This is a genomic window from Bacillus sp. P4_D3, from assembly GCF_056401855.1.
On sequence record NZ_JBFUIN010000213.1, the window covers coordinates 1 to 5,450 of the forward strand.

The following is a 5,450-nucleotide window of genomic DNA, read 5'->3' on the forward strand; positions in this document are numbered from 1 at the left end:
CAGCCAAACTTTGAACAAATTGCTAGTTTAAAGCCAGACGTACTTGTTGCTAATAATGGATTCCAAAAAAATATTCCAACGGTTGAAGGGCAAGGAACAAAAGTAATCATTTCTTCAGCCAACTCTGTAAAAGATATTCAAAAGAGTATTGAAATGTATGGAACAGTAATGAAGAAAGAAGATAAAGCAAAAGAGCTTAACCAAAAAATTAATGATCAAATGAAGAAATATGAGAAAAAGAGTGACGTTAAAGCATTGCTAGTGTATGGGGCACCAGGCACTTATTTAGCAGCATTACCAACATCTCTATCAGGGGATATTTTAGAAAAAACGGGCGGGAAAAATATCGCAGCTGGTTTTCCAGAAATGAAAGAATATCCGCAATATGCACAGCTAAGTGTAGAACGTATTATTGAAGCAAATCCAGATGTGATTTATTTAATTACACATGGAGATCCCAATAGTGTGAAAAAAGCATTTGAAGGCGAAATGATGAAAAATGAAGCATGGAAAAATTTAGATGCAGTAAAACAAAATCGTGTAGTTATTTTGCCACCAGATTTATTTGGATCAAATCCTGGGACAAAAGTTACAGAAGCGATGGAATTCATGTATAAAAGTATACAAGATGTAAGGAAATGATAAGTATGGAGAGTAGTGAAATAGTAAGAGAAAAGGAACATCCTTTTGCAAAGAAAAGATGGATAATAGCAGTTACTTTAGTCGTATTAACATTTCTAAGTCTTTTTTACGGTCTTTTCGCAGGAAGTTTATCTTTTTCTTTACGAGACATTCTAACAGGGATACAAGATGAAAGTTCGACAGTTCATCGGATTGTATGGGATCTTCGCATACCGAGAGTGCTCGTTGGGTTTATAGTAGGAACGTGTTTAGCTACATCTGGAGCATTACTGCAAGGGGTTATGAGAAACCCTCTTGCAGACCCTGGAATTATCGGGGTTTCATCTGGAGCGGGTCTTGTAGCAATTGTAATTATGATTCTATTTCCTCAGCACATGGCTTTTTTACCGCTAGGAGCGTTTTTAGGAGCTTTCATAACAGCGATGGTCATTTATGCTTTATCATGGCAAAAAGGGGCACCGCCTTCAAGAATCGTCTTAGTAGGTGTGTCAATCAATGCATTAATTGGTGCAGCAACGTCAGCATTAATGTTATTACATAGTGACAAAGTACAATCCGTGTTACCGTGGTTAGCTGGCGGTATTGGTGGTGTGAGCTGGGCACATTTAAATATGATTATTTACTATGCAATATTCGCTATTATATTAGCTTTCTTCGGTATTAAACACATTCGAGTATTAATGCTTGGGGATGAAATGGCGAAATTATTAGGGCATAACGTGGAAAGAAGTCGGTTTTATTTAATAGTAGTAAGTACAATGTTAGCTGGAATTGCGGTTAGTGTTTCTGGTCTAATTGGATTTGTAGGTCTTGTTGTACCGCATATGTTACGTTTATTAGTTGGAAATGACTATAAATATTTACTGCCATTATCATGCCTTGGTGGAGGGATATTACTTGTTTTCGCGGATGCGATAGCTCGAAGTTGGTTCGATCCAATCGAATTGCCTGTTGGTATTTTATTGTCCTTCTTAGGTGGTCCGTTCTTCTTATATTTAATTCATAGAGGAGGAAAACAACGTGATTTCCGTTAACAAAGTGTTTTACGCACATTCTGAAAGATTTCAAATGCAAAATATGAATGTACATATTAAAGCTGGAGAAATCGTTAGTTTAATCGGTCCGAATGGATCCGGGAAATCTACTTTGCTGCGTTTAATAGCACGGCTACTTAAACAAAGCGAAGGAAATATCATTTTAGATGGGACAAATATTCATACGATGAAGAGTGCAGATGTAGCGAAGCAATTAGCGATGTTACCACAAATGCATGATCATCAATTAGATTTAACAGTGAAAGAACTAATAGAGTTCGGAAGAGGTCCTCATAAATCATGGAGTAGTCGCTTAAACAAAGAAGATGAAGAAATTATTGAGTGGGCATTGTCTGTTACAAATCTTGAAGGGTATGAATATCGTCTTTTACAATCCTTATCAGGAGGAGAAAGACAACGTGCTTGGATTGCGATGACGCTAGCACAACGTACAAATGTCTTATTATTAGATGAACCAACAACCTTTTTGGATATCGTTCACCAGTTGGAAGTAATGGAACTTGTGAAACGATTAAACGAGGAGTTTGGTATGACAATTATAATGGTCTTACATGACATTAACCAAGCGGCTCAATATAGTGATCGTTTACTCGTATTAAAGCGAGGAAAGATTCAGTATGACGGTGTACCAGAAGAAGTATTATGTCAACAAATGTTTCAACATGTATTTGGCATAGAAGTAGATATTTTTCAAGGAAGCGACAAGCCATTTTTTACACCGAAACGAATTTCTAAAAAAGGAGCAGAGCGATGCAAACAGAAGAACGTATTACCATTGAATTAGTAAGAGAATTTGTTATGGCAGCTCACGGAGATTTAGAAAAAGTACAGGAACTATTGGCAGAATCGCCAAGCTTACTTCATGCCTCTTATAATTGGGGCGGCTCAGATTGGGAAAGTGCCTTAGGAGCAGCGGCCCATGTAGGACGTAAAGATATTGCGCTTTATTTACTGGAAAAGGGAGCTCGGATGGATATTTTTGCAGCGGCTATGCTTGGGAAACTTGAAGTTGTACAAGCTATTTTAGTAGTACAACCAGAAGCGTTATTTGCACCTGGCCCGCATGGCATCTCGCTACTTCAACATGCACGAATGGGTGGAGAAAAAGCTCAGCGTGTATTTGAATACTTAACAGTGCTTTCTTAATGACCGCAAAGTTCTTATGTGCGGTAAACTTTCCACYCAAAAGATTGGAAGGTTTACCGCCCGTTAGAACGGGATAAGTATCTAGTATATATGAAAATCCTACACCCCCTCAATTGTAGTTTTCTTAATACTAGTTATGATATGGATGCAGTAGACACTCTTTTGTCTACTGCTTTTTTTTGATATAATACATTTTTATAAGACTGAATTTTCTTTCTTTTTTGTGGCGTCTTGATAAAAATTATTTAACATTTAAGTAGTTTGAAATATATAGTTATGTAATGAGGTTCAAAATGATGGGAGTGAATAAAAGAGTGTTTCATACAGATCGTTTACAATTTCGCAAATATACAATGGATGATTTACCGTTTTATGCTTCTTTATGGGGGGATGAGAAGGTAATGCGCTATATTGGAAATGGAATGTTAAAAACATTTATGCAATGTAAAAAAAGTTTGGAGGAGAGGGTACTTCCAAATTATAAAAACGGTCTCGGTTTATTTGTAATGATTGAAAAGGAAACAGGGATACGAATTGGTCATGCAGGACTTGTCAAGCAGAAGGTAGATGGAAAAGAGGAAATTGAGATTGGCTATTGGTTACTTCCTAAGTATTGGGGGAAAGGGTATGCGAAAGAGGCTGCGGCGGCATTTCGAGACTATGGTTTTCAAGCATTACAAATGAATAAATTAATTTCACTTATTAATCCGAACCACCCAGCTTCAATATTTGTTGCTAGAAAAACAGGGCTTAGTTATGAGAAAACAACTTCATTTCATGAGATGGATGTTCTCGTTTATTCCATTAAGCGGGTTGGATGAAAAAAGGTGAATTGCATTTTTTGGAGAATGGTATATAAAAATAAAGGGGGGATTACATGTATATTTACCATAATGGACTTATTATTCGTGAGGGAACGAACGGTGTACCAGCATATGCAATTAAAACTTTATTTGAAGATGCCGGTTGGAGTAATGATAATATCCCTTCTTGGCAAATTGAAAAATTTACGATAGCATTTGAAAATTCCACATGGGCTTTCACAATTTGGGATGAAGAAGAAATGGTCGCGATGGTTAGAGTGATTTCTGATCAAATCATGGTTGCTAACATAGTAAATTTAGTTGTGAAGTGTGAGTATAGGGGAAAAGGGTTAGGTAAGAAACTTGTAGCTCTTTGTTTACAAAAGCTTCCGCATGGCGATTGGTTTGCGCATACATCCGCTAACAATTTTGATTTTTATAGAAGCTGTGGTTTTGAAGTAAGAGAGTTATCAAGAAATGGAACATGTGCGTATTATGGGTATCAAGTGGCAAAAAAGGATGGGCATCGATAAAATTATAAGGTAGTGAAGAAAAAGGATTGCTATTTTAATAATATAAACTGAACTGAGACTTATTTTGTGATAAAATTAAAGAAAATTCAGTTTATTAAACGGGGGATAAAAATGAATGCAAAAGTTGGAGATGTATTTAAATACGAAAGAAGGTTTACTGAGGAAGAAGTTTTTGAATTTGCAAATATTACAGGCGATAAAGGTAGACATCATATGGAATATGATGAGAATGGACGATTAATGGTTCATGGTCTATTGACTGCTAGCATTGGTACAAAAGTAGGAGAAGAGTTACATTACATAGCGAGGGAATTAGTAAGTGAGTTCATTAGACCAGTTTTTACAGGTGATACGATTACTTGTGAATTAACATTAACAAATATTGAGCAAATGGAAGGATATAAAAAAGTTTCAATTGAGTCAGTTTATCGCAATCAACATGAAAAGACCGTACTAGTTGGGACAAGTTATGGAATTATAAGGGAATAAAAAAGAAGCCTGTTACGAAACAGGCTTCTTTTTTATCAATTAGTAAACTCGTTTTCGATTTTCCGCATGACTAGAGATAAGTAATAATGCAGATTCTTCACCTATATTACGAACAATATGGGGAACGCATGCATTCCAGGAGAAAGAATCACCTTCTTCTACAATTGCAATATCTTCACCATGTTGAACTTCCAGTTTTCCGCGTAATACAAGATGACACTCTTCGCCTTCATGAGCATTTGGCGAGTTTTCTTTCGGGAATCCGGCAGAAATTTCTACGAGATTTAGGCGAAGGCCACCTTGCTCCGCAACATGCTCAATTCTTTGTTCATCTTTTCCGTACACACTGTATTTACGCTCTTCTTTTTTTATAATTTTCAAACGATCTTTTTGTTCTAACAATAGATATGGAAGGGGAACATTTAAAAAATTAGCGATCATTTCTAAAGTTGAGATAGATGGTGATGTTTTATTGTTTTCAACCTGACTCATAAAGCCTTTAGAAAGACCTGTTCCTTCACAAATTTGGGCAATCGTAATACCTCTGCGTTGACGAATTTCACGAATTGCAGAACCGATATTCATAAAATCAAGCTCCTTTTTGTAAACAACTATTTGTATCATAGCAAAAAAAATATATTTTTTCTCATAAAAAATGAATTGACGAATAAAAATAATTAGTGTATGTTTTGTAATGTGAATAAAAGTTTTGTATAAGAAAACTATAAAGGAGAGAATGAAATGAATCAACATATTGGTAACTTAATTATTCGTATCGTGTT

At 35.8% G+C, this 5,450-nt stretch carries 8 protein-coding genes; 7 read left to right on the top strand and 1 reads right to left on the bottom strand.

The window, feature by feature from the left end; genetic code table 11:
• The 7 genes from AC1DTM_RS17405 to AC1DTM_RS17435 all read left to right on the top strand — a co-directional run.
• Positions 1 to 642, top strand: a 642-nt coding sequence (locus tag AC1DTM_RS17405) for an ABC transporter substrate-binding protein (protein WP_477000560.1), incomplete at its 5' end; no start/stop codon positions are given.
• 5 nt (positions 643 to 647) lie between these two features.
• Complete coding sequence (locus tag AC1DTM_RS17410; RefSeq protein WP_002111954.1) at positions 648 to 1,676, top strand: FecCD family ABC transporter permease; 1,029 nt, start codon at positions 648 to 650, stop codon at positions 1,674 to 1,676.
• Positions 1,663 to 2,481 carry an ABC transporter ATP-binding protein gene (locus tag AC1DTM_RS17415; protein ID WP_016106200.1) on the top strand — a complete coding sequence of 273 codons (819 nt, stop codon included), beginning with the start codon at positions 1,663 to 1,665 and terminating at the stop codon, positions 2,479 to 2,481. The genes AC1DTM_RS17410 and AC1DTM_RS17415 overlap by 14 nt, the downstream gene beginning before the upstream one ends.
• Positions 2,448 to 2,843, top strand: a complete 396-nt coding sequence (locus tag AC1DTM_RS17420) for an ankyrin repeat domain-containing protein (RefSeq protein ID WP_078172783.1) — start codon at positions 2,448 to 2,450, stop codon at positions 2,841 to 2,843. Before AC1DTM_RS17415 ends, AC1DTM_RS17420 begins: the two co-directional genes overlap by 34 nt.
• Before the next feature lie 293 nt (positions 2,844 to 3,136).
• On the top strand, positions 3,137 to 3,664 hold the full coding sequence (locus tag AC1DTM_RS17425) for a GNAT family N-acetyltransferase (RefSeq protein WP_002111949.1): 528 nt from the start codon (positions 3,137 to 3,139) through the stop codon (positions 3,662 to 3,664).
• A 56-nt stretch (positions 3,665 to 3,720) separates the two neighbouring features.
• The gene (locus tag AC1DTM_RS17430; RefSeq protein ID WP_002111948.1) at positions 3,721 to 4,179 is read left to right on the top strand and encodes a GNAT family N-acetyltransferase; all 459 of its coding nucleotides are present in this window, start codon (positions 3,721 to 3,723) and stop codon (positions 4,177 to 4,179) included.
• Between the two features lie 111 nt (positions 4,180 to 4,290).
• A complete protein-coding gene (locus AC1DTM_RS17435) occupies positions 4,291 to 4,668 on the top strand; it encodes a hotdog family protein (RefSeq protein WP_199715072.1) in 378 nt (125 codons plus the stop codon).
• A 39-nt stretch (positions 4,669 to 4,707) separates the two neighbouring features.
• Here the strand turns inward: AC1DTM_RS17435 and AC1DTM_RS17440 are convergent, their stop codons facing one another.
• Complete coding sequence (locus AC1DTM_RS17440; protein ID WP_088099534.1) at positions 4,708 to 5,253, bottom strand: helix-turn-helix domain-containing protein; 546 nt, start codon at positions 5,251 to 5,253, stop codon at positions 4,708 to 4,710.
• Positions 5,254 to 5,450 lie beyond the last annotated feature (197 nt).